At 67.2% G+C, this 23,084-nt stretch carries 23 protein-coding genes; 14 read left to right on the top strand and 9 right to left on the bottom strand.

Annotation, left to right across the window (positions count from 1 at the left end):
• The first annotated feature begins 14 nt into the window (after nucleotides 1–14).
• The 10 genes from PSPA7_RS09260 (at nucleotide 15) to PSPA7_RS09305 (ending at nucleotide 10,515) form a co-directional block, all read left to right on the top strand.
• Nucleotides 15–1,034: a glucokinase gene (locus PSPA7_RS09260; protein ID WP_012075001.1), complete on the top strand. Its 1,020-nt coding sequence runs from the start codon at nucleotides 15–17 to the stop codon at nucleotides 1,032–1,034.
• Between the two features lie 11 nt (nucleotides 1,035–1,045).
• A complete protein-coding gene (gltR, locus tag PSPA7_RS09265; protein ID WP_012075002.1) occupies nucleotides 1,046–1,774 on the top strand; it encodes a two-component system response regulator GltR in 729 nt (242 codons plus the stop codon).
• A gap of 23 nt (nucleotides 1,775–1,797) precedes the next feature.
• Nucleotides 1,798–3,219: a two-component system sensor histidine kinase GtrS gene (gtrS, locus tag PSPA7_RS09270; protein ID WP_079262230.1), complete on the top strand. Its 1,422-nt coding sequence runs from the start codon at nucleotides 1,798–1,800 to the stop codon at nucleotides 3,217–3,219.
• A 39-nt stretch (nucleotides 3,220–3,258) separates the two neighbouring features.
• The gene (locus PSPA7_RS09275) at nucleotides 3,259–3,531 is read left to right on the top strand and encodes a DUF559 domain-containing protein (protein ID WP_012075004.1); all 273 of its coding nucleotides are present in this window, start codon (nucleotides 3,259–3,261) and stop codon (nucleotides 3,529–3,531) included.
• 186 nt (nucleotides 3,532–3,717) lie between these two features.
• Nucleotides 3,718–4,980, top strand: a complete 1,263-nt coding sequence (locus tag PSPA7_RS09280) for an ABC transporter substrate-binding protein (protein ID WP_012075005.1) — start codon at nucleotides 3,718–3,720, stop codon at nucleotides 4,978–4,980.
• Nucleotides 4,981–5,080: 100 nt separating this feature from the next.
• The gene (locus tag PSPA7_RS09285; protein WP_012075006.1) at nucleotides 5,081–6,013 is read left to right on the top strand and encodes a carbohydrate ABC transporter permease; all 933 of its coding nucleotides are present in this window, start codon (nucleotides 5,081–5,083) and stop codon (nucleotides 6,011–6,013) included.
• Complete coding sequence (locus PSPA7_RS09290) at nucleotides 6,006–6,851, top strand: carbohydrate ABC transporter permease (protein ID WP_012075007.1); 846 nt, start codon at nucleotides 6,006–6,008, stop codon at nucleotides 6,849–6,851. Before PSPA7_RS09285 ends, PSPA7_RS09290 begins: the two co-directional genes overlap by 8 nt.
• 32 nt (nucleotides 6,852–6,883) lie before the next feature.
• A complete protein-coding gene (locus PSPA7_RS09295) occupies nucleotides 6,884–8,044 on the top strand; it encodes an ABC transporter ATP-binding protein (protein ID WP_003148555.1) in 1,161 nt (386 codons plus the stop codon).
• Between the two features lie 43 nt (nucleotides 8,045–8,087).
• The gene (gene oprB / locus PSPA7_RS09300) at nucleotides 8,088–9,452 is read left to right on the top strand and encodes a carbohydrate porin OprB (protein WP_012075008.1); all 1,365 of its coding nucleotides are present in this window, start codon (nucleotides 8,088–8,090) and stop codon (nucleotides 9,450–9,452) included.
• Nucleotides 9,453–9,663: 211 nt separating this feature from the next.
• On the top strand, nucleotides 9,664–10,515 hold the full coding sequence (locus PSPA7_RS09305) for a D-hexose-6-phosphate mutarotase (RefSeq protein WP_003157409.1): 852 nt from the start codon (nucleotides 9,664–9,666) through the stop codon (nucleotides 10,513–10,515).
• 8 nt (nucleotides 10,516–10,523) lie between these two features.
• Here PSPA7_RS09305 and PSPA7_RS09310 read toward each other — a convergent pair whose 3' ends face one another.
• Nucleotides 10,524–11,381 carry a MurR/RpiR family transcriptional regulator gene (locus tag PSPA7_RS09310; protein WP_012075010.1) on the bottom strand — a complete coding sequence of 286 codons (858 nt, stop codon included), beginning with the start codon at nucleotides 11,379–11,381 and terminating at the stop codon, nucleotides 10,524–10,526.
• Nucleotides 11,382–11,567: 186 nt separating this feature from the next.
• Between PSPA7_RS09310 and zwf the strand changes: the two genes are divergently transcribed.
• Genes zwf through PSPA7_RS09325 form a run of 3 tightly spaced genes read left to right on the top strand, consistent with a single transcriptional unit; the run spans nucleotide 11,568 to nucleotide 14,420 of the window.
• Nucleotides 11,568–13,037 (top strand): glucose-6-phosphate dehydrogenase, encoded by a 1,470-nt coding sequence (gene zwf / locus PSPA7_RS09315; protein WP_003157411.1) that lies wholly within the window; start codon nucleotides 11,568–11,570, stop codon nucleotides 13,035–13,037.
• Nucleotides 13,024–13,740, top strand: a complete 717-nt coding sequence (pgl, locus tag PSPA7_RS09320) for a 6-phosphogluconolactonase (protein WP_012075011.1) — start codon at nucleotides 13,024–13,026, stop codon at nucleotides 13,738–13,740. Before zwf ends, pgl begins: the two co-directional genes overlap by 14 nt.
• A gap of 17 nt (nucleotides 13,741–13,757) precedes the next feature.
• On the top strand, nucleotides 13,758–14,420 hold the full coding sequence (locus PSPA7_RS09325) for a bifunctional 4-hydroxy-2-oxoglutarate aldolase/2-dehydro-3-deoxy-phosphogluconate aldolase (protein WP_003157413.1): 663 nt from the start codon (nucleotides 13,758–13,760) through the stop codon (nucleotides 14,418–14,420).
• 90 nt (nucleotides 14,421–14,510) lie between these two features.
• Here PSPA7_RS09325 and PSPA7_RS09330 read toward each other — a convergent pair whose 3' ends face one another.
• Nucleotides 14,511–14,948, bottom strand: coding sequence for an NUDIX hydrolase (locus PSPA7_RS09330; RefSeq protein ID WP_003157415.1), 438 nt, complete (start codon nucleotides 14,946–14,948; stop codon nucleotides 14,511–14,513).
• Nucleotides 14,949–15,095: 147 nt separating this feature from the next.
• On the opposite strand from PSPA7_RS09330, the gene rluB reads away from it, so the two are divergent.
• Complete coding sequence (gene rluB, locus PSPA7_RS09335) at nucleotides 15,096–16,256, top strand: 23S rRNA pseudouridine(2605) synthase RluB (protein ID WP_012075012.1); 1,161 nt, start codon at nucleotides 15,096–15,098, stop codon at nucleotides 16,254–16,256.
• A gap of 257 nt (nucleotides 16,257–16,513) precedes the next feature.
• Here the strand turns inward: rluB and PSPA7_RS09340 are convergent, their stop codons facing one another.
• The 7 genes from PSPA7_RS09340 to ubiG form a co-directional block, all read right to left on the bottom strand.
• Nucleotides 16,514–17,434 (bottom strand): GGDEF domain-containing protein, encoded by a 921-nt coding sequence (locus tag PSPA7_RS09340; RefSeq protein ID WP_012075013.1) that lies wholly within the window; start codon nucleotides 17,432–17,434, stop codon nucleotides 16,514–16,516.
• A 229-nt stretch (nucleotides 17,435–17,663) separates the two neighbouring features.
• On the bottom strand, nucleotides 17,664–18,878 hold the full coding sequence (gene gltS, locus PSPA7_RS09345; RefSeq protein ID WP_012075014.1) for a sodium/glutamate symporter: 1,215 nt from the start codon (nucleotides 18,876–18,878) through the stop codon (nucleotides 17,664–17,666).
• 39 nt (nucleotides 18,879–18,917) lie between these two features.
• Nucleotides 18,918–19,853 carry a formimidoylglutamase gene (gene hutG, locus PSPA7_RS09350; protein WP_012075015.1) on the bottom strand — a complete coding sequence of 312 codons (936 nt, stop codon included), beginning with the start codon at nucleotides 19,851–19,853 and terminating at the stop codon, nucleotides 18,918–18,920.
• Between the two features lie 19 nt (nucleotides 19,854–19,872).
• A complete protein-coding gene (locus tag PSPA7_RS09355) occupies nucleotides 19,873–20,601 on the bottom strand; it encodes an IclR family transcriptional regulator (RefSeq protein ID WP_012075016.1) in 729 nt (242 codons plus the stop codon).
• 167 nt (nucleotides 20,602–20,768) lie between these two features.
• The gene (locus PSPA7_RS09360) at nucleotides 20,769–21,509 is read right to left on the bottom strand and encodes a YciK family oxidoreductase (RefSeq protein WP_003151411.1); all 741 of its coding nucleotides are present in this window, start codon (nucleotides 21,507–21,509) and stop codon (nucleotides 20,769–20,771) included.
• Nucleotides 21,510–21,573: 64 nt separating this feature from the next.
• Nucleotides 21,574–22,254, bottom strand: coding sequence for an N-acetylmuramic acid 6-phosphate phosphatase MupP (mupP, locus tag PSPA7_RS09365; RefSeq protein WP_023442910.1), 681 nt, complete (start codon nucleotides 22,252–22,254; stop codon nucleotides 21,574–21,576).
• Nucleotides 22,251–22,949, bottom strand: a complete 699-nt coding sequence (gene ubiG, locus PSPA7_RS09370; protein WP_003151408.1) for a bifunctional 2-polyprenyl-6-hydroxyphenol methylase/3-demethylubiquinol 3-O-methyltransferase UbiG — start codon at nucleotides 22,947–22,949, stop codon at nucleotides 22,251–22,253. Before ubiG ends, mupP begins: the two co-directional genes overlap by 4 nt.
• Nucleotides 22,950–23,084: the final 135 nt, after the last annotated feature.

Raw genomic sequence — 23,084 nt, forward strand, 5'->3', positions numbered from 1 at the left:
CGGTTCGAACGACGATGAATAACGACAAGAACGGAAGTTCCGGCGGCCTCGCCCTGATTGGCGATATCGGCGGCACCAATGCGCGCTTCGCGCTCTGGCGCGGGCAGCGCCTGGAATCCATCGCGGTGCTCGCCTGCGCCGATTACCCGCGGCCGGAACTGGCCGTGCGCGACTACCTGGCGCGGGTCGGCGAGTCGCTGGCGAACATCGACTCGGTCTGCCTGGCCTGCGCCGGTCCGGTCGGCGCGGGCGATTTCCGCTTCACCAACAACCACTGGTCGATCAACCGCGCCGCGTTTCGCGAGGAACTGGGGCTGGATCACCTGCTGCTGGTCAACGACTTCAGCACCATGGCCTGGGCCGCCTCGCGGCTGGGCGCGGACGAACTGGTGCAGGTCCGCCCCGGCAGCGCCCAGGCGGACCGCGCGCGGCTGATCATCGGCCCCGGTACCGGTCTGGGCGTCGGCAGCCTGCTGCCGCTGGGGGAGGGGCGCTGGGAGGTGCTGCCCTGCGAGGGCGGGCATGTCGACCTGCCGGTCACCTCGGCGCGCGATTTCGCCGTCTGGGAAAGTCTGCGCGAGCGCTACGGACATGTCTCCGCCGAGCGCGTGCTGTCCGGCAACGGCCTGCTCGCTCTCTATGAGATCAGCTGCGCCCTCGACGGGATTCCTGTTCGCGCGACCAGTGCGGCGGAGGTCGGCGCACTGGCGCTGGCCGGCGACGCCCAGGCCGACGCGGTGCTGGAACACTTCTTCCTGTGGCTGGCGCGAGTCGCCGGCAATGCCGCGCTCACCGTCGGCGCCCTCGGCGGCGTCTACATCACCGGCGGTATCGTGCCGCGCTTCCGCGAACGCTTCCTCGCCAGTGGGTTCGCCGGGGCCTTCGCCAGCCGCGGCAAGACCAGCGGCGCCTACCTGCAGGACGTGCCGGTGTGGATCATGACCGCCGAGCATCCGGGCCTGCTCGGCGCCGGCGTTGCCTTGCAGCAGGCCCTGGACGCCGAGAGCCGAACCGGTGTGAGAGCAACCGCATAAGGAGGAGCCTCGTGAGCGCGAACGGACGATCGATCCTGCTGGTGGACGATGACCAGGAGATCCGCGAACTGCTGGAAACCTACCTCAGCCGCGCCGGCTTCCAGGTCCGCAGCGTTTCGCGCGGTGCCGACTTCCGCCAGGCGCTGTGCGAGGAGGAGGCGATCCTGGCGATCCTCGACGTGATGTTGCCGGACGAGGACGGTTTCAGCCTGTGCCGCTGGATCCGCTCGCACCAGCGCCTGGCCTGCATGCCGATCATCATGCTCACCGCCAGTTCCGACGAGGCCGACCGGGTGATCGGCCTGGAACTGGGCGCCGACGATTACCTCGGCAAGCCCTTCAGTCCGCGCGAGTTGCTCGCGCGGATCAAGGCCCTGCTGCGTCGCGCGCAGTTCACCCAGGTGCGCGGCGGCGACGTGCTGGCCTTCGAGGACTGGCGACTGGATACCGTCAGCCATCGACTGTTCCATGAAGACGGCGAGGAGTTCTTCCTCAGCGGCGCCGACTTCGCGCTGCTCAAGCTGTTCCTCGATCATCCGCAGCAGATTCTCGACCGCGATACCATCGCCAGTGCCACCCGTGGCCGCGAGGTGCTGCCGCTGGAGCGTATCGTCGACATGGCGGTCAGCCGCCTGCGCCAGCGCCTGCGCGACACCGGCAAGGCGCCGCGGCTGATCCAGACCGTGCGCGGCAGCGGCTACCTGCTGGCGGCACAGGTGCGGCCGCACCTGCAGCCATGAGCGAACGGCGGCGCTGGTCGCCGGTGCCGAGCTCGCTGCTCGGCCGCATGCTGCTCCTGACCCTGCTCGCGTTGCTGGTCGCGCAAGGGCTTTCCAGCCTGTTCTGGCTGTCGCACCTGCGTTCCAGCCAGCGCGAGGGCCTGCTTACCAGTTCGCGCAGCCTGGCCTATTCGATGGCGGCCAGCGTCAGCTACTTCCGCTCCCTGCCGCTCGGCTACCGGCCGCTGGTCCTCGACCAGTTGCGCAGCATGGGCGGCACGCGCTTCTTCGTCTCGTTGAACGAGCGGCCGTTGGAGATGCGCGCCTTGCCGGACACGCCGAACAAGCAGGCGGTGCTGGAGATCGTCCAGGACGTGCTGCACCAGCGCCTGGGCAAGGAGGTCGAGCTGCAGGTCGAATTCATCAGTCCCGACGAACTGCGCCTGTTCAACGGTGCGCTGAAGCTCGACGAACTGCCGCGCTCCTGGGCGCACTACGCTTTGACCCTGGAGCCGGTGAACCCGCCGGTGCTGGTCACCCAGATCCGCATCGGCGACAGCGAGTGGCTGTACATCGCCAGCCTGATGCCGGCGCCGTACGTCAGCCTGGAACCCGAGGGACTGCAACCGCAGCAAGTGCTCTCGATCGTCTTCACCAGCCTGTTGCTGCTGCTTTTCACCGGTTTGCTGATGCATTGGCAGAGCCGTCCGCTCAAGCGCCTGGCGCGTGCCGCCCGCGATCTGGCCCTGGGCGGTCCGTCGGTGCCGCTGGAGGAGCGCGGCGCCAGCGAACTGGTGGAGGTGGCACGCGCCTTCAACACCATGCACGAGCGCATCGACCGCTACCTGAACGAGCGCGGGCAGTTGTTCAGCGCCATTTCCCACGACCTGCGCACGCCGATCACCCGCCTGCGCCTGCGGGTGGAACTCCTGGAAGACGAGCGCTTGCAGGAGAAGTTCGGTCGCGACCTTGACGAACTGGAACTGCTGGTGAAGGGTGCGCTGCAGTGCGTGAAGGACACCGATATCCACGAGAACGTCGAGCCGGTCGACCTCAACCTGTTGCTCCAGCACATTGCCGAGCCCTACCTGGCCGACGGCCGGGTGGAGGTGGTCGGCCGCGCCGCGGAGCCATATCCGGGCAAGCCCCTGGCGCTCAAGCGGTGTATCGGCAACCTGCTGGACAATGCGCTGAAATACGGCGAACGCGCCCGCCTGTGCCTGGAGGATGGGCCGGAAGCGGTGGTGCTGCACGTCGACGACGACGGCCCCGGCGTGCCCGAGCAGCGCCTGGAGCAGATCTTCGAGCCGCGCTTCCGCCTGTCCCCGCGCGGCCAGGGCTACGGGCTGGGGCTGGGCATCGCGCGCAACATCGCGCACACCCATGGCGGCGAAGTCAGTTTGCAGAACCGTCGCGAGGGCGGCCTGCGGGTAAGCCTGCGCTTGCCGCGCCTGGGGCTGGAGTGATGGGCAGGCCTGCCGGGCGCTTGAACGAGGCAGGTAGGCATGAGGTTTTCCCGGGGCGGGTTTTGCCGCGTTCCGCAGCAGCGGCAGACAGAGGCGGAGCGGGCGTTATGGCTGTGTTTGCGCGGGCAACGATTGCTCGGGCTGAAGTTGCGTCGACAGAAGATTCTCGGGCCGTACATCGTCGATTTCCGCTGTCATGAGCGGATGCTGGTGATCGCGCTGGATGGCGGGCAGCATGAGGATTCGCCGGCCGATAGGTTGCGGGATGCCTGGCTGGAGAGGCGGGCGGCACGAAGGAACCGACTGCTGTAGGAGGTTTCTATCGCGAAGCGGCCTTGCCGCGTTCAAGCCTGGATCTTCCTGCTCTGCCTCAATCCCAATGTAACCATCCCGTGACAAACCCGGATCGCTTCGTTACCCGCGACGCGGAACGCTTGAATAGACTCGGAACATTGCAAGCGCAGACTTGCTCCGAATAACAAGAAGAAGGTTTTCCCCATGAATGCGATCCGTCGCCTCTCTGCCGTCATCTGTCTTTCCTCGCTCTGTCTCTCCCCGCTGCTGGCCCAGGCCGGCGAAGTCGAAGTGCTGCACTGGTGGACCTCCGCCGGTGAGAAGCGCGCCGCCGAAACCCTGAAGAAGCTGGTCGAGGCCAAAGGCCATACCTGGAAGGATTTCGCCGTGGCCGGCGGTGGCGGCGAGGCGGCGATGACCGTGCTGAAGACCCGCGCGGTGTCCGGCAATCCGCCGGCCGCGGCGCAGATCAAGGGGCCGGATATCCAGGAGTGGGGCGAACTGGGCCTGCTCGCCGACCTCAACGCGGTGGCCGCCGAAGGCAAGTGGGACAGCCTGCTGCCGAAGCAGGTGGCGCAGATCATGAAGTACGACGGCGACTATGTGGCAGTGCCGATCAACGTACATCGGGTGAACTGGCTCTACATCAACCCGGAAGTGTTCAAGAAGGCCGGCGCCACCCCGCCGACCACCCTCGACGAACTGTTCGCCGCCGCCGACAAGCTCAAGGCCGCCGGCTTCACGCCGCTGGCCCATGGCAGCCAGCCGTGGCAGGACGGCACCGTGTTCGAGAACCTGGTGCTGAGCAAGATGGGCCCGGAGGGCTACCGCAAGGCCTTCGTCGAACAGGACAAGGCGACCCTCACCGGGGCGCAGATGGTCGAGGTGTTCGCCGCGCTGAAGAAGCTCCGCGGCTACGTCGACGCCGACGCCGCCGGCCGCGAATGGAGCGCGGCCACGGCGATGGTGATCAACGGCAAGGCCGGGATGCAGATCATGGGCGACTGGGCGAAGAGCGAGTTCACTGCCGCCGGCAAGGTGCCGGGCAAGGACTACCAGTGCCTGCCGTTCCCCGGCACGCAGAAGGCCTTCGACTACAACATCGACTCGCTGGTGATGTTCAAGCTGAACAACGCGGAAAACCGCAAGGCCCAGGAAGACCTGGCGCGCAGCGTGCTCGACCCGTCCTTCCAGAAGGACTTCAACCTCAACAAGGGGTCCATCCCGGTCCGCCTGGACGCCGACATGACGCCGTTCGACAGTTGCTCCCAGCAGTCGATGAAGGACTTCAAGCAGGCCTCCGAGGACGGCAACCTGGTGCCGAGCATGGCCCACAGCATGGCCGCCTCCAGCTATGTGCAAGGGGCGATCTTCGACGTGGTGACCAACTTCTTCAACGACCCCGCCGCGGATCCGCAGAAGGCCGCCCAGCAGCTGGCGGCCGCCATCGAGGCGGCGGCGCAGTAGGTCCCTGGCGCGGAGCCCGGCCAGGGCTCCGCTCGATCCTCCCGACTGGCTCCGTGCCGCCGTGCGGCACGGGTGGGTTCCTTCGCGCGCGAGAAAACGCATGGCGACCAATTCCCCTGTCCATCCCACGGCTCCGGTAGCGCCTCGTCGCGTCTCGCCGCTCGATCGCCTGCAAGGCTGGCTGCCGAAGCTGGTGCTGGCGCCAAGCGTGGTCGTGGTGCTGTTCTGCATGTATGGCTACATCGGCTGGACGCTGCTGCTGTCCTTCACCAACTCGCGCTTCATGCCCAGCTACAAGTGGGCCGGGCTGAGCCAGTACCAGCGCCTGTGGGACAACGACCGTTGGTGGGTGGCGAGCAAGAACCTGCTGCTCTTCGGCGGCTCGTTCATCGCCATCTGCCTGGTGCTCGGAGTGTTCCTGGCGGTGCTGCTGGACCAGCGCATCCGCCGCGAAGGCTTCATCCGCACCCTCTACTTGTATCCCATGGCGCTGTCGATGATCGTCACCGGCACCGCCTGGAAATGGCTGCTCAACCCCGGCCTGGGCCTGGACAAGCTGCTCCGCGACTGGGGCTGGGAAGGTTTCCGCTTCGACTGGCTGGTGGACCCGGAGCGGGTCGTCTACTGCCTGGTGATCGCCGCCGTGTGGCAGGCGTCCGGCTTCGTCATGGCGCTGTTCCTCGCCGGCCTGCGCGGGGTCGACCCGGCCATCGTGCGCGCCGCCCAGGTCGACGGCGCGAGCCTGCCGACCATCTACCTGCGCATCGTCCTGCCGAGCCTGCGCCCGGTGTTCTTCAGCGCACTGATGATCCTCGCCCATATAGCGATCAAGAGCTTCGACCTGGTGGCGGCGATGACCGCTGGCGGGCCGGGCTATTCCTCCGACCTGCCGGCGATGTTCATGTATGCGCATACCTTTACCCGTGGCCAGATGGGGCTCGGCGCGGCGAGCGCGATGCTGATGCTCGGCGCGGTGCTGGCGATCGTGGTGCCGTACCTGTATTCCGAACTGCGAGGCAAGCGCCATGCGTGACGCGTCCCCGAACCCGACCTTCAGCGTCAGCCGCCTGGCCGTGCACCTGACCCTCTGGGGCGCCTGCGCGCTTTACCTGGTGCCGCTGCTGGTGATGCTGCTGACCAGCTTCAAGACGCCCGACGACATCCGCACCGGCAACCTGCTGTCGCTGCCCGACACCTTCACCGTCATCGGCTGGCTCAAGGCCTGGGACAGCGTCGGCGCGTTCTTCTGGAACTCGGTGCTGATCACCGTACCCGGCGTGCTGATCTCCACCTTCATCGGCGCGTTGAACGGCTACGTGCTGTCGATGTGGCGCTTCCGCGGCTCCCAGCTGTTCTTCGGCGCGCTGCTGTTCGGCTGCTTCCTGCCGTTCCAGGTGATCCTCCTGCCGATGTCCTTCACCCTCGGCAAGCTCGGCCTGGCCAATACCACCAGTGGCCTGGTGCTGGTCCATGTGATCTACGGACTGGCCTTCACCACGCTGTTCTTCCGCAACTATTTCGTGGCGATCCCGGATGCCCTGGTCAAGGCCGCGCGCCTGGATGGCGCCGGTTTCTTCACCATCTTCCTGCGCATCCTGCTGCCGATGTCCACGCCCATCGTGATGGTCTGCCTGATCTGGCAGTTCACCCAGATCTGGAACGACTTCCTGTTCGGCGTGGTGTTCGCCAGCGGCGACTCGCAACCGATCACCGTGGCCCTGAACAACCTGGTGAACATCACCACCGGGGTCAAGGAATACAACGTCGACATGGCCGCGGCGATGATCGCCGCGCTGCCCACGCTGGTGGTCTACGTACTGGCCGGCAAGTACTTCGTGCGCGGCCTCACCGCCGGCGCGGTGAAAGGCTGAGACGGGTCGCTGACCCCGGAGACGAACGAAACATGGCAACCCTCGAACTGCGCAACCTGCACAAGAGCTACGGCAGCGGCCTGGCCGACACCCTCAGGGACATCCGACTGAAGATCGACTCCGGCGAATTCCTGATCCTCGTCGGGCCCTCGGGCTGCGGCAAGTCGACCCTGATGAACTGCATCGCCGGGCTGGAGAGCATCACCGGCGGTGCGATCCTGGTGGACGGCCAGGACATCAGCGGCATGAGCCCCAAGGACCGCGACATCGCCATGGTCTTCCAGTCCTATGCCCTGTACCCGACCATGAGCGTGCGCGAGAACATCGCCTTCGGCCTGAAGATCCGCAAGATGCCCCAGGCCGCCATCGACGAGGAGGTGGCGCGGGTGGCCAGGTTGTTGCAGATCGAGCACCTGCTCGAACGCAAGCCCTCGCAGCTCTCCGGTGGCCAGCAGCAGCGGGTGGCCATGGGCCGGGCGCTGGCACGGCGGCCCAAGGTCTACCTGTTCGACGAGCCGCTGTCGAACCTCGATGCCAAGCTGCGGGTGGAAATGCGCACCGAGCTGAAGCTGATGCACCAGCGGCTGAAGACCACGACCGTGTATGTCACCCACGACCAGATCGAGGCCATGACCCTCGGCGACAAGGTGGCGGTGATGAAGGACGGCGTCATCCAGCAGTTCGGCACGCCGCAGCAGATCTACAACGACCCGGCCAACCTGTTCGTCGCCAGCTTCATCGGTTCGCCGCCGATGAATTTCATTCCGTTGCGCGTGCAGCGCCGGGACGGACGCTGGATCGGCCTGCTCGACAGTGGCCAGGATCGGATCGAACTGCCGCTGGAGCTGGCGGTCGACCTGGAGGAAGGGCGCGAGCTGATCCTCGGCGTACGCCCGGAGCAGGTCGCCCTGGGCGATGGCAGCGCCGCCCATGACCTGCGTACCGAAGTCGAGGTACTCGAACCGACCGGGCCGGACACCCTGGTCTTCGTCACCGTCAACCAGGTCAAGGTCTGTTGCCGCCTGGCTCCGGACGTCGCGCCGCAGCCGGGCAGCGGCATGAGCCTGCGTTTCGATCCGGCGCGGGTCCTGCTGTTCGATGCGCGGAGCGGCGAGCGCGTAGCCCTGCGCATGGCGGGCGCGGCGGCGGAGAAGGTCACCGCGCTGAACGGCAATCGCCAGAAGAACTCCTGAATCCTTTCGTACTGCCTAGACCACAACCACGAGGACGCTGGAAATGTACAAGAACAAGAAAACCAGGCCGGCCGCCAGGACAGTGGGCTGCCTGTTCGCTCTGGGAGCCCTGGGCTTGGGAAACGCGGCGCACGCCGCCGAGGCCTTCGACCCGAATTCGAAATGGATGCTCGGCGACTGGGGCGGCAAGCGCACCGAGCTGCTGGAGAAGGGCTACGACTTCAAGCTGGAGTACGTCGGCGAGGCGGCGGCCAACCTCGATGGCGGCTATGACGACGACAAGACCGGGCGCTACACCGACCAGTTCGCCCTGGGCGTGCACATGGACCTGGAGAAGATCTTCGGCTGGAAGGCCACCGAGTTCCAGTTCATGGTCACCGAGCGCAACGGCAAGAACCTCTCCAACGACCGCATCGGCGACCCGCGCGCCGGACACATCAGCTCGGTGCAGGAGGTCTGGGGCCGCGGGCAGACCTGGCGGCTGACCCAGCTGTGGCTCAAGCAGCAGTACTTCGACGGAGCGCTGGATGTGAAATTCGGCCGTTTCGGCGAGGGCGAGGACTTCAACAGCTTCCCCTGCGACTTCCAGAACCTGGCCTTCTGCGGCTCGCAGGTGGGCAACTGGGCGGGGAGCATCTGGTACAACTGGCCGGTCAGCCAGTGGGCGCTGCGGGTGAAGTACAACTTCGCGCCGGACTGGTACGTGCAGGTCGGCGCCTACGAGCAGAACCCGTCGAACCTGGAGACCGGCAATGGCTTCAAGATGAGCGGCAGCGGGACCAAGGGCGCGCTGCTGCCGGTGGAGCTGATCTGGCAGCCGAAGGTCGGCGCCGAGCAACTGCCGGGCGAGTACCGGCTGGGCTACTACTACAGCACGGCGAAGGCCGACGACGTGTACGACGACGTCGACGGCCAGCCGCAGGGGCTGACCGGCAACGACTTCAAGTCGCGCGGCAGCAAGCATGGCTGGTGGGTGGTGGCGCAGCAGCAGGTCACGTCGCACAACGGCGATACGTCGCGTGGGTTGAACCTGTTCGCCAACCTGACCGTCCACGACAAGGCGACCAACGTGGTGGACAACTACCAGCAGCTCGGGGTGGTCTACAAGGGCCCGTTCGATGCGCGGCCGAAGGACGACATCGGCCTGGGCATCGCGCGCATCCACGTTAACGACGATGTGAAGAAGCGCCAGCGCCTGGTGAATCAGGTGAACGGCATCGACGACTATGACAACCCGCTGTACCAGCCGCTGCAGGACACCGAGTACAACGCCGAGCTGTACTACGGGGTGCACGTGACCGACTGGCTGACGGTGCGGCCGAACCTGCAGTACATCAAGCGCCCGGGCGGGGTCGACGAGGTCGACAACGCGCTGGTGGCGGGGATCAAGATCCAGACGGTGTTCTGAGGGTCCCGCTGCGCGCTTCGATAGCGTGCCTGGGCCCGCCCGCTCGCCGGGGCGGGCCGTTTTCCCGGCGACGGCCACCGCTCCGCGTCTGTTACAAACCGACTACGCTTTTCCTGCGCCGATCATTTGGGGCTTGCGGGCGAAATGTAGTAAAACTACACGGATGCACGCCCGGGCTTTCCGGGAAGGGGAGAGGGTAGGACAATCGGACATGCTTGAGCATCCGCTGCAGCGTTTCTTTCATTCCATGCGGGCCAAGCGACCGTTCGACTGGGTACGCTTCCAACGTCGCGATCTGCTGTTGATCGACCATCCGCTGTGCCAGGCCGTATTCAGTCGGCAAGGGGCGCAGCTCCTGCATTTCCAGCCGCAGGGCGAACGCCCGTTGCTGTGGTGCGCCGGCGAATGGCCGGCGCTCAGCAGCGCGCCGGTACGCGGTGGCATCCCGGTCTGCTGGCCGTGGTTCGGCAGTCATCCCAACGGCAGCGAATGGCCACAGCAGGGCTGGGCGCGGCAACGCGAATGGCGCCTGCTCGACGCCTACGCCGACGAAAGCAAGGTGGTGGTGAGCTGGCAACTGGACCTGGAGGACTGGCACGTGCGCCTCGATGCGCGCCTTGGCCAGCGCCTGGAGCTGGAGCTGTGCAGCTACCATGAGGAAGACGACGATTGCCTGTTCAGCTTCGCCCTGCAGCCCTACTGGCGGGTCGGCGCGCTGAGCCGGGTGGTGGTGCACGGCATGGAGCTGGAGTCGGCTCGCGGCCAGCGCGGCGCTTCGCGGATTCCGGGAACCTGGATACCGCGCGGCGCGGTCAAGCAGGTGCTCTATCATCCCGGATCGCTGGTGCTGGAGGACGGTGGCTGGAACCGCCGCCTGCGGATCGACAAGAACGTCAGCGCCGGCAGCGTGATCTGGCACCCCGGCAGCCGCCCGGTGGAGCAGGTCGAGCCGGGCGAAGCGGAACGCTTCCTCTGTATCGGCGCCGCCGGCTACCGTCCCGGCGGGCTGATCCTGGCGCCCGGCGAACGCATGCGCCTGAGTCTCGCCGCCGGCCTGCAATAGGCTGGCGGTCAGTTGTCCTCGTCGAGGGGATAGCGGGTCGGTACCAGGCTTTCCTTGATCCGCCGCAGGTGCGGCTGGAAGTCCACGCCGCGGCGCAGGGTCACGCCGGTGGCCAGTACGTCGAGCACGGTGAGCTGGATGATCCGCGAGGTCATCGGCATGTAGATGTCGGTGTCTTCCGGCAACGGGATGTCCAGGCACAGCGTGCTGGCCCTGGCCAGCGGCGAGCCGGCGGCGGTCAGGCCGAGCACCGAGGCGCCGTTCTCCCGCGCCAGGTGCGCCACTTCCACCAGTTCGCGGGTACGCCCGGTATAGGAAATCACCACGAACAGGTCGCCGGTATGCGCCACCGAGGCGATCATCCGTTGCATCAGTACATCGGCCTGGGCGCTCACCGCCAGGTTGAAGCGGAAGAACTTGTGCTGCGCGTCGAGCGCTACCGAGGCCGAGGCGCCGAGGCCGAAGAAGTGGATCTGCCGGGCCTGGATCAACAGGTCCACGGCGCGGTCGATGGCGCGTGGGTCGAGCAGCTTGTGGGCACTGTCGAGGGAGGCGATGGTGTTGCTGAAGATCTTCCGCGTATAGGCTTCCGGCCCGTCGTCCTCGGCCACCGCCTGGGTCACGAAGGCGGCGCCGCTGGCCAGGCTCTGGGCCAGCTGGATCTTCAGTTCCGGATAGCCGCTCATGCCGAAGGAGCGGCAGAAGCGGTTCACCGTCGGTTCGCTGACCGCCGCCGCCTGGGCCAGGGCGGCGATGCTGAAGCGGGTGGCCTGCTGCGGATTCTGCAGGATGACCTCGGCGACTTTGCGCTCCGCCTTGTTCAGTTCGTCCAGGCGGCTCTGGATCTGCTCCAGCAGGTTTTTCATCCGGGTTCCTCGTGTTCTGTCGGCCCGGCGGGGAAGGGCCGGCGGCGGCGCCTATCCTAACGTCAGGCCGGCATGCGACCAACAGCGTGGCGGGCTGGGAAAAATATGTTGTTTAATTACTACATATTTGTCTTAATTGCGCAGTGGATGGCTCAATATCACTCAATATTTGGTTGGTAACAACAAATGCCTGATGTCCGCGTTCTGCCTTGCACGTTAGCGCTGTTCGGTGCGCTGGGCGATCTCGCCCTGCGCAAGCTGTTCCCGGCGCTCTACCAACTCGATCGCGAGAACCTGCTGCACCGCGATACCCGCGTCCTGGCCCTGGCCCGCGACGAAGGCTCTGCCGCCGAACACCTGGCGACGCTGGAGCAGCGCCTGCGTCTGGCGGTGCCGGCGAAGGAGTGGGACGACGCGGTCTGGCAGCGGTTCCGCGAGCGGCTCGACTACCTGAGCATGGATTTCCTCGACCCGCAGGCCTATCTCGGCCTGCGCGAGGCGGTGGACGACGAACTGCCGCTGGTCGCCTACTTCGCCACGCCGGCCTCGGTGTTCGGCGGCATCTGCGAGAACCTCGCCGCCGCCGGTCTCGCCGAACGTACCCGGGTGGTGCTGGAGAAGCCCATCGGGCATGACCTGGAGTCGTCCCGCGAGGTCAACGAGGCGGTCGCCCGATTCTTCCCGGAAAGCCGCATTTACCGGATCGACCATTACCTGGGCAAGGAGACGGTGCAGAACCTGATCGCCCTGCGCTTCGCCAACAGCCTGTTCGAGACCCAGTGGAACCAGAACCACATCTCCCACGTGGAGATCACCGTGGCCGAGAAGGTCGGCATCGAAGGCCGCTGGGGCTACTTCGACCAGGCCGGGCAACTGCGCGACATGGTGCAGAACCACCTGTTGCAACTGCTCTGCCTGATCGCCATGGATCCGCCCAGCGACCTTTCGGCGGACAGCATCCGCGACGAGAAGGTCAAGGTGCTCCGCGCCCTCGAGCCGATCCCCGCCGAACAACTGGCTTCGCGCGTGGTGCGTGGGCAGTACACCGCCGGTTTCAGCGACGGCAAGGCAGTGCCGGGCTACCTGGAGGAGGAACATGCGAATCGCGACAGCGACGCGGAAACCTTCGTCGCCCTGCGCGTGGACATCCGCAACTGGCGCTGGTCCGGCGTGCCGTTCTACCTGCGTACCGGCAAGCGCATGCCGCAGAAGCTGTCGCAGATCGTCATCCATTTCAAGGAGCCGCCGCACTACATCTTCGCCCCCGAGCAGCGCTCGCTGATCAGCAACCGGCTGATCATCCGCCTGCAGCCGGACGAAGGTATCTCCCTGCAAGTGATGACCAAGGACCAGGGCCTGGGCAAGGGCATGCAATTGCGCACCGGCCCGCTGCAACTGAGTTTTTCCGAGACCTACCATGCGGCGCGGGTTCCGGATGCCTACGAGCGTCTGCTGCTGGAGGTCACCCAGGGCAACCAGTACCTGTTCGTGCGCAAGGACGAGGTGGAGTTCGCCTGGAAGTGGTGCGACCAGTTGATCGCCGGCTGGGAACGCCTGAGCGAAGCGCCCAAGCCGTATCCGGCGGGGAGTTGGGGGCCGGTGGCCTCGGTGGCCCTGGTGGCCCGCGATGGGAGGAGTTGGTATGGCGATTTCTGAGTTGAAGTTGCCGGCGGGCGTCGGCCTGCAGGCCTGGAGCAGCGCCAGCGAACAGGCCCGTGGCCTGGCCGCGAGCGTCGCCGATCACCTGCGTTCGGCGCTGGCCGAGCAGGGCCAGGCGCTGCTGGTGGTGTCCGGCGGGCGCAGCCCGGTGGCGTTCCTCGAAGCCTTGAGCGAGGAGCCGCTGGACTGGTCGCGGATCACCGTCAGCCTGGCCGACGAGCGCTGGGTGCCGGAGTCGCACGCCGACAGCAACGCCGGCCTGGTTCGCCGCCACCTGCTCCGTGGCGAGGCGGCGAAGGCGCGCTTCATCGGCCTCTACCAGCCGGCGGCGAGCCTGGAGGAAGCGGCCGAGCTGGCCGACCACCACCTGCACGAGCTGCCATTGCCGATCGACGTGCTGGTCCTCGGCATGGGCGACGACGGCCATACCGCCTCGCTGTTCCCGAACAGCCCTGGCCTGGACCTGGCGATGGATCCCCGGGGTACGCGCCGTTGCCTGCCGATGTGGGCGCCGAGCGTACCGCACCAGCGCCTGACCCTGCCACGCGCCGTGCTGGCGGCGGCGAAGGTGCAGCTGCTGGCGATCCAGGGCCAGTCCAAGCTGGCCACCCTGAACGCCGCGCTGGCGGTCGAGGACGAACGGCGGATGCCGGTTCGCGCCTTCCTCCGCGCGGCCCTGACGATCCATTGGTATCCCTGAGTGGCGGAGCTGTAGCCATGCACGACCTTGAACAGAAGACCGCCCGCATCGACACGCTGTGCCGGGAGGCGCGCATCCTCCCGGTGATCACCATCGACCGCGAGGCGGACATCCTGCCGATGGCCGACGCCCTCGCCGCCGGTGGCCTGACCGCCCTGGAGATCACCCTGCGCACGGCGCATGGGTTGACCGCCATCCGTCGCCTCAGCGAGGAGCGCCCGCACCTGCGCATCGGCGCCGGCACCGTGCTCGACCCGCAGACCTTCGCCGCCGCGGAAAAGGCCGGGGCGAGCTTCGTGGTCACCCCGGGCTGCACCGACGAGTTGCTGCGCTTCGCCCTGGACAGCGAAGTCCCGCTGTTGCCCGGCGTGGCCAGCGCTTCCGAGATCATGCTCGCCTATCGCCACGGCTATCGTCGCTTCAAGCTGTTCCCCGCCGAGGTCAGCGGCGGCCCGGCGGCGCTGAAGGCGTTCTCGGGACCATTCCCCGATATCCGCTTCTGCCCCACCGGGGGAGTCAGCCTGGACAATCTCGCCGATTACCTGGCGGTACCCAACGTGATGTGCGTCGGCGGTACCTGGATGCTGCCCAGGGCCGTGGTCGACCGCGGCGACTGGACCCAGGTCGAGCGCCTCAGTCGCGAAGCCCTGGCGCGCTTCGCCGAGCACCGCAGACACTGAGACTGCCCGCCTGGGCATGCCCGGCTTCGGCCGGGTTTTTTTATACCGTCCGGGATCGCCCCGGGCATAGGGTGGGTAACGCCGCGGGCGTTATTCGCCGATGCGCCGGCGTTCCCGCAGATAGTCGCCGAGCCGGCTCTGCAGGTAGGGCACGGCCATGGCATGCGCGAGGTAGGCGTCCACCTCCATCAATCGCCAGTATTGTCCTTCGTCGCCGAAACGGATGGCCTCGAACTCGCGGTCCTCCAGGCGCGCCACCAGGAAATAGGCGAAGGGCGCGCTGCCGCTGGTGCTCGGATACTGTCGCAACCATTCGATGCGTGGTTCTTCCAGGCGGATCGAGAACTCTTCCTCCAGTTCGCGCAGGGCGCATTCGGCGGGAGTTTCCAGGCCTTCGCGGCCGCCGCCGGGAAAGTCCCAGTAGCCGGGGAAGGGGATGCCGGGTTTTTCGTCGCGTTTGTAGACGACCAGGCGGTCGCCGTAGAACAGCGCCAGCTTGGCGCCGCTGAAGGGGGGGACATCGTGCACCGGGGCCTCCGGGTGGCGGGGTGGGTGAACCCGGCCTAGTCTAGCGGGATTGCCCGGGTTTCCGCCCGGGGACGGTGCTTTGTCCTGACGAAGCGCGTATGATGCGCGCCCTTCGATTCGTTGCCAGCCACACCGGGAGGTGCCCAGATGAACGATACCCCAGAGAATCCCCACGTACCGGTCGGGGAAAAATTGCAGAAAGTCCTCGCTCGTCTCGGCGTCGGTTCCCGGCGCGACGTAGAGGTGTGGATCGCCGAAGGCCGGGTGAATGTCAATGGCAGCGTGGCCAGCCTCGGCCAGCGGGTCGACAGCCACGATGCGATCACCGTCGATGGCCACCTGATCCGCCGCGAAGAGGCCGCCGAGAACGTCCGTCGCGTGCTGATCTACAACAAGCCGGAAGGCGAGGTCTGCACCCGCGACGACCCGGAAGGCCGCCCGACCATCTTCGACCGCCTGCCGCGCCTGCGCACCGGGCGCTGGATCAACGTCGGCCGCCTGGACATCAACACCACCGGCCTGCTGCTGTTCACCACCGATGGCGAACTGGCCAACCGCCTGATGCATCCTTCCTACGAGATGGACCGCGAGTACGCGGTACGGGTGCGCGGCGAGGTCAGCGAAGAGATGATCGAGCGCCTGCTCGATGGCGTGATGCTCGAGGACGGCCCGGCCAAGTTCAGCGATATCCAGCAGGCGCCGGGCGGCGAAGGCTTCAACCACTGGTACCACTGCGTGGTGATGGAAGGCCGCAACCGCGAGGTGCGCCGCCTGTGGGAATCCCAGGGGCTGGTGGTCAGCCGCCTGAAGCGGGTGCGTTTCGGTCCGGTGTTCCTGACCTCCGAGCTGACCATGGGCCGCTATCGCGAAATGGACCAGCGCGAGATCGATATCCTCAGCGAGGAAGTCGGCCTCAAGCCGGTGGCGCTGCCGGGCATGACCACCAAGGCGCGCGAGAAGGCCGAGCGCCAGCAGCGCAAGCAGGCGCGCCCGCTGGCTCGCAGCGAACGTCCGGAAGCCGGGCGCAAGCGCGCGCCGCGGCGCGAGGATGGCGACAACGCCGGCCGCCGCACGCCGGCCTCGCGTTCCTCGCGCGGTCCGCAGCCGGGCGCCGAGCGCAAGGGGCGCGAGCAGGGAACGCCAGTCGCCGAGCGGCCCCGCGAGAGCAACCGCAAGCCGCGCCCGAGCAAGCCGCGCGACGAACGTCCGGCCGGCGCGCCGGGCGACAAGCCGGCGGCGCGCAAGCCGCAGGTCAAGCGGCGGCCGAAGCCGGCCGGCGATGGCATGCGTCCGGGCTTCCGCCGCTGAGCGGAAGGCTCCGTGGAAAGGCCCCTTCGGGGGCCTTTTTCATGCCTGGGAATCGGTGTCTAATGGTCGCCCGCAGAACAGGGAGGTGGTGACATGCACAGGATCGCGGTGATCGTGCTTGGCACGCTGTGGAGCGTCGTCGGGCTGGCCGGGGAGGGGGCGACGCCGGTGCCAGGCCTATGGCGCTCCTGACGAGCCGGCGCAGCCATAGGAAGTCCGGCCTCCGAACGCGTCGCGCTTCCGCCGGCCGGCGGGCGTCAGGCGCAGCGCAGGCGATTGCGGCCGTCGCGCTTGGCCTCGTAGAGCGCCTCGTCAACCCGCCGCAGCAGGTCGTCGCTGCCTTCGCCGGGCCGCAGGTCGGCACAACCGAGGCTGATCGATAGCTTCAGCGTTTCGCCGGCATGCCGGTAGTCCAGTTCCTCCACCGCCTGGCGCAGACGTTCGCCGACCATGCAGGCAGCCTGCAGCGGCGTGCTGGACAGCAGGACGAGGAATTCCTCGCCGCCGAAGCGGAACACCATGTCGACATTGCGCAGGTGATCCTTGATGGTTTCCGCCACCGCCTTGAGGGCCTCGTCGCCGACGGCGTGGCCGTAGTGGTCGTTGACCCGCTTGAAGTGGTCGATATCCAGCATCAGCACCGAGAGCGGTTGCAGGTTGCGCCGGGCCAGTTCCAGTTCGCGGCCGAGCGCCTGGTCCATGGCGATGCGGTTGCCGGTGCCGGTCAGGGCGTCGCGCAGGGCGGTCTGGATCGCCGCGCGGTAGAGCAGGGCGTTGCGCAGCGGGAACAGCAGGGTGCCGAGCAGGCTTTCCAGTTGCCGCTGTTCCTCTTCGCCGAGGCGCTGGCGGCGGCGGAAGATCAGTTCGCCGAGGTAGTCGCTGTCATGGCTCAGGCGGTAGCTCACCGAGTGCTTGGCGCTGCTGCCGAATTCCAGGCGCAGGTCGGAGCCCGGATGGCGGTAGCCGAGGGCGTCCAGCGGAATCAACTGGCGGACCTCCTCGAAGAACAGGCCGAGGATGCGTTCTGCCTCGAGGCTGCTCTGCAACTGCTGGGTCAGTTGCTGGCGCAACTCCATCAGGTTGCCGGCGCGGGGAACTCCGCCGGCGCCAGGCTGCGCGCCGCGCTTCTGCTTGGCGGCATCGAAATCGATGGTATTGGATTGTTTGGGAGGAGCCATGCGCGGGACCTCTGGCGCGAAAGACGGCGACAGTAGGGCTGAGGCGAGTTTCGTGCCAGCCAACCGAAGAACGGGTAATTCAGTGGCACTGACCGGATTCCTTAGGAATGGTTTCCCTATTCTGTAGGAAAAAATGAAGTATTTCGACGAAATAATGGCGCTTTGATGTCTCTGTGTCTTGGTGCTCGTCGGAAAGCTGGCGCTCCGCTGGCGGAGCGCCGCTATCGGCTCAGCTGAAGGCGTTGATGAACCAGGTGATCGCCGGAATCGCGACCAGGTCGATCAGTACCGCTCCGCACAGCGGCACGATGATGAAGGCCTTGCGCGAGAACACCCGGTAGTGTTCGCAGACCGCACCCATGTTGGCCACCGCGTTCGGCGTCGCGCCCAGGCCATGGCCGAGGAAGCCGGCGCAGAGCACTGCTGCGTCGTAGTTGCGGCCGAGCAGGCGGAACAGCACGAAGATGGTCAGGAGCAGCAGCGCCACGACCTGGATGAACAGCACGCCGAGCAGTGGCAGGCCGAGGTTCTCCAGTTCCCAGAACTTCAGGCTCATCATCGCCATGGTCAGGAAGATGCCCAGGCAGACGTCGCCCAGGGTGCCGATGGCGTGGTCGGGTATGCGCAGCCAGCCGAGCCGGTCGTCGAGGTTGCGCAGGACGATGGCGATGAACATCGCTCCGACGTAGCTGGGCAGCACCAGGCCCAGGCGTTCCTGTAGCGCGTCGCCCAGCCAGAAACCGAGCACCATCACCAGCAGCACGCAGGTCAGCAGGCGCAGCAGCAGGTTGCCGTCCAGCGCGGTCACCGCGTGCTGGCGCTGTTCCTGCTGGCCGAGGGCTTCCAGCTCGCTGTCGCTTTCCGCCCGCACCAGCAGGCGATTGCGCTCGATCAGCCAGCGTGCCACCGGACTGCCGAGCAGGCCGCCGGCGACCATGCCGAAGGTGGCCGAGGCCAGCGCCACGGTGGTCGCGCCCTGGGCGCCGAGGCCTTCCGCCACCGGTCCGAAGGCCGCCGCCGCGCCGAAGCCGCCCTCCAGCGACACCGCGCCGGCCATGATTCCCAGCAGCGGATCCAGGCCGAAAAGTCCGGCGCTGCCGACGCCGATCAGGTTCTGCAGGATCGCCAGCGCCCAGCATGCCGCCAGGTAGACCAGCAGGGTCTTGCCGCCCTTGCGCAGCAGACCGAGGCTGCCACCGAGACCGACGGTGGTGAAGAAGGCCACCATCAGGGGTGTCTGCAGGCTGGTGTCGAGGCCGATGTCGAGCCAGCCGCGGTCCCTGAGCAGCCAGACCAGGAAGGCGAAGCCGAAGCCGGCGATCACCGGCGAGGGCACGCAGAGACGGGTCAGCCAGCGGCTGCGTTTCTTCAGCTGGCTGCCGATGGCGAGCAAGAGCAGGGCGAGGGCGGTGGTGGACAGGGCGTCCAGGTGCATTGTCGGCATGGCGTGGCTCTATTGTTGTTGTGTGGGCGAAGGGGCGTTTCAGTTGACCAGGGCGTCGACCAGGCGCGCGGCGATCCGGGCGGTGCGCTGGTCGTTGTCGAATTGCGGATTTAGTTCGGCGATGTCGGCCAGGCGCAGCTTGCCGCTGGCCTTGGCGCGGCGTACCAGGTGCTCGACCAGCGACATCTCCACGCCGTGCGCCGAGGGTGCGCTGACGCCGGGCGCCTGGGCGGCCGGCAGGACGTCGAGGCAGACGGTCAGGTAGAGGTGCTCGATGGACTGCAGGAAGCTGTCGAGGAAGGCCTCGCTGCGCTCCAGGTTCCACGGCTGCACCTGGCGGTCGAGCAGGTAGCGCACGCCCAGGCGCTGGGCCTGGTCGAACAGCGCGGCGGTGTTGCTCAGGCGGCTGACGCCCAGGCAGCAATAGGCGAATGGCCAGCCGCTGGCCTCGCAGTGCTCGGCGATCTGGCGGAACGGCGTGCCGGAGCTGGCCTGTTCGGCATGGCGCAGGTCGAAGTGCGCGTCGAAATTGAGGATGCCGATGCGTGGCGTCCCCCCGTCCCGCCCCAGGTGGTGGGCCAGGCCGGAGAAACTGGCGTAGGCGATCTCGTGGCCGCCGCCCAGGCCGACCACCTGGTGACCGCGCCCGAGCAACTCGGCGACGCGCCGGGCATAACGCTCCTGGGCGCCTTCCAGGTCTTCGGCAGCCTCGATGTCGCCGGCGTCGTAGAGCGCCTGTTCACCGTGCCAGGCCAGGTTGGCCAGGGCCCGGCGCAGAGCCGGTGGGCCCTGGCGCGCGCCCTGGCGTCCCTGGTTGCGGCGCACGCCCTCGTCGCTGGCGAAACCCAGCAGTACGCTGGCTGCCCCGGCGCTCTCGTGATAGGGGCGTATCCACTGGTGCCAGCGCAGGGCGCCGGCGCCTTCCTGGCTGTCGATCCGGCCTTGCCAGAGGCTCATGTCAGGGGCGGGGTGCATCGGTACTCCTGTCTATCGGTCAGTCCAGCCGCGCGGAAAGTCGCGCGGCGGCGTCGAGGGTCCATTGGCGCAGGCGCTCGCTGCGCGCCTGGGCGCGCAGGGCCGGGGCCATCAGGCTGAGGGCGCCATGCAGGCGCCGGCGGCTGTCCAGAAGTGGCACGCTGATACCCCAGACGCCTTCGTCGATCTCGCCCTGGCTAACGGCATAGCCCTGGTCGCGGATCCGTCGGAGCTCCGCTTCCAATGCGGCGATACGCTCCCCGGACATTTCCTGGGCGAGATACAGCTCTTCGCGCCGGGCATCTTCCAGGTGCGCCAGCAGGGCCTTGGCCGAGGCGCCGTGGAGCAACGGCTGGGCGAGCCCCTTCTGGTAGCAGCAGCGCAGTGGCTGCGGGCTGTCGAACAGTTCCAGGCAGATCGCCTGCTGGTTGCTGGCGACCATCAGCGCGACGCTCTCCTGGCTCAGGTCGGCCAGGCGCTTGAGCTCCGGACGGGCGAGACCGATCAGCGAGGCGTCGCGATCGAACTTCTTCGCCAGTTGCAGGCAGGCCGGGCCGGGCAGGTAGCGGCCCTGGCCGGCCTGTTCCTCGGCCAGGCCCCAGCGCAGCAGGGTCTTCAGGTGCCGGTAGGTGCTGCTCAGCGGCTGCTCCAGGGTCAGCGACAGCTCCTTGGCCGACAGGGCGTCGGGCGCCTGGCCGAGGGCGATGAGGATCTGCAGCAGGCGATCGGTGGGGGAATGCTTGGTCATGGGAACTCCTTGACCCACAGGGTGAAGGGGCTTTCCCGGAAAATGAAACCACTTTCCCACTCAGTGGGAAAAATATGCCAAAAGAATCCCGACTCCCGGATGGGCGGCGTGGCTGTTCAGGCGCAAGGGGAGAGGCGGTCCCACCGGGCGGCGGGACCGGAAGGGCGTCACTGGGCGTCGAAGGCCTGGCCGTTGACGCCGGTGCTGTCGGGGCCCATCAGGTACAGATAGACCGGCATGATCTCCTCGCCGGTGGGGTTGTTCAGCGGGTTTTCCCCGGGGTAGGCGAGGGCGCGCATGCTGGTCCGGGTGGCGCCCGGATTGACGCTGTTGGCGCGGATCGCGCTGGTGCCGTCGAGTTCGTCGGCGAGGGTCTGCATCAGCCCTTCGGTGGCGAACTTGGAGACCGAGTAGGCGCCCCAGTAGGCGCGGCCCTTACGGCCCACGCTGCTGGAGGTGAAGATGATCGAGGCGTCGCTGGAGAGCTTCATCAGCGGCAGCATGGCGGTGGTCAGCATGAACATCGCATTGACGTTCACTTGCATCACGCGCATGAAGTTTTCCCCGGAAATCTGCTGCATCGGCGAGCGTGGGCCGAGAATCGAGGCGTTGTGCAGCAGGCCGTCGATGCGGCCGAATTCTTTCTCCAGGGTCGCCGCCAGCTCCTCGAACTGGTGCGGCTGGGCGGTTTCCAGGTTGAACGGGATCACCGCGGGCTGCGGATGGCCGGCGGCCTCGATGGCGTCGTAGACCTCGTTCAGGTACTCCTCGGTCTTGCCCAGCAGCAGCACGGTGGCGCCATGGGCGGCGAAGGTCTTGGCGGCGGCGGCGCCGATGCCGCGGCCGGCGCCGGTGACCAGGATCACGCGGTCTTTCAGCAGGTCGGGGCGGGCGGAGTACTGGAACATGTCGAATCCTTTGGTTGCATGATCCGCCCGGCGGCGGACCGTTGTATTTCAGTGGTACTGCGGCTCAGCAATCGCAGAGCGCGCGGTCGAGAACCTCGATCAGCTCGCGCGGGTGGTCGACTATCACGTCGGCGCCCCAGTGCGCGGGGTTGTCTTCGGGGTGGATGTAGCCGTAGCGCACCGCCGCGGTCTTGGTCCCGGCATCGCGGCCGGACTCGATGTCGCGCAGGTCGTCGCCGATGAACAGCACGCCCGACGGGTCGATGCCGAGCTGGCTGCAGGCCAGCAGCAGCGGCTCGGGGTCGGGCTTGCTGCGGCTCACGTGGTCCGGGCAGACCAGCACCTTCGAGCGCTCGGCATAGCCCAGGCGCCGCATGATCGGCTCGGCGAAGCGCACCGGCTTGTTGGTCACCACGCCCCAGATCAGTCCAGCCTTCTCGATCGCCGCGAGCAACTCGGGAATGCCGTCGTAGGGCCGGCTGAGAACCGCGCAATGCTCCTGGTAGCGCTCGAGGAACTCCTGGCGCAGCGGTTCCAGCTCCGGGCTGTCCAGCGACAGGCCGAAGGCCGCGGCAACCATCGCGCGCGCGCCGCCGGAGACCACGTCGCGCACCCGTTGCTCGTCCACCGGCGGCAGGCCGTGGGCGGCACGCATGGCCTGGGTGATGGCGATGAAGTCCGGCGCCGTGTCGAGCAGGGTGCCATCCATGTCGAACAGTACCGCTTTGAGCCGCATGCGCTTCACGCCTCCCGCTGGGTCTGGACCATGTAGTTGACGTCGACGTCGTTGGCCAGCTTGTAGTGCTTGGTCAGCGGGTTGTAGGTCAGGCCGATGATGTCCTTGACCTCCAGGCCGGCATCGCGCGACCAGGCGCCCAGTTCCGACGGGCGGATGAACTTGCGGAAGTCGTGGGTGCCGCGCGGCAGCAACTGGAGGATGTATTCCGCGCCGATCACCGCGAACAGGTAGGCCTTGGGATTGCGGTTGATGGTCGAGAGGAATACCTGTCCGCCCGGCTTGACCAGGCGGTGGCAGGCGCGGATCACCGAGGCCGGGTCCGGCACGTGTTCGAGCATCTCCAGGCAGGTGACCACGTCGAACTGCCCGGGCATTTCCTCGGCCATCTGCTCGGCGGTGATCTGCCGGTAGTCGACGGCGACGCCGGACTCCAGCTGGTGCAGGCGTGCCACCGCGAGCGGCGCTTCGCCCATGTCGATGCCGGTGACGCTGGCGCCGCGCTGGGCCATGGCTTCGCTGAGGATGCCGCCGCCGCAGCCGACATCGAGCACCGTCTTGCCGGCCAGCCCGGCGCGTTCGTCGATCCAGTTGACGCGCAGCGGGTTGATGTCGTGGAGGGGCTTGAACTCGCTCTCGCGGTCCCACCAGCGGTGGGCCAGTGCCTCGAATTTGGCGATCTCGGCGTGGTCGACGTTGCTCATAATCGTTCCCGTTGAAAGATGAAACCTGGGAGGGGCCGCCATGGCGGAATCCCTCATGTTGCCAGCTTTGGCGGAGGGATGGGGCCGGGAGCGGGCCACCTCTGTATGTCAGTTTGTCGCAGCGGGGCTTCCCGC

The organism is Pseudomonas paraeruginosa PA7 (assembly GCF_000017205.1).
Taxonomy (GTDB): Bacteria; Pseudomonadota; Gammaproteobacteria; order Pseudomonadales; family Pseudomonadaceae; genus Pseudomonas; species Pseudomonas paraeruginosa.